This is a genomic window from Streptomyces diversicolor (assembly GCF_057537855.1).
In genome coordinates this window covers 1-1,836 of sequence record NZ_BAAJXA010000111.1, presented here as the reverse complement: position 1 = coordinate 1,836, position 1,836 = coordinate 1, and the positions used below count along the sequence as shown (strand labels likewise).

Sequence of the window (1,836 nt, the reverse complement as noted above, 5' to 3'; positions counted from 1 at the left end):
GATGCTGACTCTGTCGGGGATCTTGGTGGTCTGCTCAGTCTTTGGCGGACCGCCAAGACCTCGGCCGGGGGATCCCGTGCTGGTCCAGGTAGTTCTGGAAGGCTGTCGATGGTCGTGACGGGGGTGCGTCTCCGATCGGCGGCCGTCGGCTGAGGCGCTCGATGTTTGCGGCGATGGCTGTGAACACGTGCTGTAAGTGGGCTTTGTGCTGTCCTCGGTAGCGGCAGTGGCGCATGCCGTGTCCGTGGGCGAGCTCGTTGATGGTGCCTTCCACTCCGGAGCGGACCGCGTAGCGGGCCTGCCATTCGGGTGTCTGCTGCTCGGCGCGGACGCGGAGTTGCAGGTCACGGAGTTCTCGCGGGGGAAAGCCCACGCTCCGGGCGCTGTCGGCGGTGGTCGTGCAGCGGGTGCGGACCGGGCAGGGCCGGCACTGGCTCTTGGTGAACCGGGCCACGATCAGAGGTGCCGCGGTGGGTGAGGAGGTCGGGTAGGGGCCGTGCCAGCCCGCGCTGGTCTCGCCCTGCGGGCAGGTGACCTGGCGGCGGTCGAAGTCGATGTGGAAGTCGTCGCGGCCGAAGCCGTTGTTCCTGCGGTTCTGGCGGGTGGTGTTGACCGGCAGTGGTCCGGTGACCGTGACCTGGTGCTCGCGGGCTGCCTGTTCCAGATGGACCAGGGAGGTGTAGCCGCCGTCGACCAGGTGCTCGGCGGGCAGCAGCCCGCGACGCTTGAGCCGGGTGTGGATGCCGGGCAGAGCCTTCGCGTCGTAGCCAGTGGCGTCGGTGGTGGCCACATCTGTGATCACGTTGACGCCGTTGGGATCGCAGGTCTCGGTGAGATGTGCGACGAACCCCTTCCAGCGGGTGACGTGTCCGCGGCGCGCGTAGCGGGCCGTCGGGTCGTAGGGCGAGACGACTGCGACGGCAGAGGGCGGCAGCCCGCCGTCCTCGGCGGTGCGCCAGCGCAGGCGGCCGGCCCCGTCGCGGTAGTAGTTCTGCACCATGATCTGCCGCAGGGCCTGGACGCGGGGACCAGACAGGCGTTCCGGCCCGTGCTGCCCGAGATGCTCGATCAGCCGGACGGCGTCGCCTCCGGTGGCGAGGATTCTGGTCTTGGGGCGGGTGGGGTTCTTGCCCAGACGGACCGGGCGGCCGTAGCGGCGCCCCCACTCCTCGTCCACCAGGCCGGCCAGCAGGTGATCAGCGGTGCTGGCCAGCTCTTCCAGCGCGGCGCGGACGGCCTCGGTGACCAGTTCCAGCCGGGTCAGGTCGCGCACCGCGGCCAGGACGTGGGTGGAGTCCGTGCGCTGGGTGGTGCGCTCTCGGACGAGACCGGCCTCCTTCAGACGCGCGAGCGCGAGGTCGAGGAGACGGTCGGCACGGCCGTCCTCGGTGAGACGGTCGCGGAAGTCGGCCAGCACGCTGTGGTGGAAGCCGGGGTCGTCCAGTTCCATGGCCAGCGCGTATTTGAAATCGATGCGGCAGCGAACCGCTTCGGCCGCCTGCCGGTCCGACAGACCGAGCAGGAATTGGAGCACACAGACGGTGGCCAGCTGGGCGGGCGAGAGCCCTGGCCGCCCGTCGCGCGGGTACCAGTCGGCGAAGTCCTCGTCACGCCACAGCCCGCCCAGGTGGTCTCTCACCCACATCGCTGTCGTGCCGTTCGGGTTGCTCGCCCGCGCCATCCGCGCGGTCAGAGAAGGAACTTGCTCACCAGAACGGGGGCGGAGCGACAACGGGCACCTCGACAACTGCATCGGTCCTTGAACAGAGCCGAGCATGCCCGTTGATCATGCTGCCCCGCCGGGGATCCTCAAGATCCCCGACAGAGTCAGCATCC

Annotated in this window: 1 protein-coding gene; it reads right to left on the bottom strand. The window is 69.5% G+C overall.

Going from position 1 to position 1,836, the window contains the following annotated elements; translation table 11 throughout:
- Positions 1–34: 34 nt before the first annotated feature.
- Positions 35–1,645, bottom strand: coding sequence for an IS1182 family transposase (locus AC27LF_RS45345; RefSeq protein ID WP_479662436.1), 1,611 nt, complete (start codon positions 1,643–1,645; stop codon positions 35–37).
- Positions 1,646–1,836 lie beyond the last annotated feature (191 nt).

Bases quoted from the DNA above. Each gene is read 5' to 3' on its own strand.
- AC27LF_RS45345 (WP_479662436.1), bottom strand. From the start codon at position 1,645: ATGTGGGTGAGAGACCACCTGGGCGGGCTGTGGCGTGACGAGGACTTC.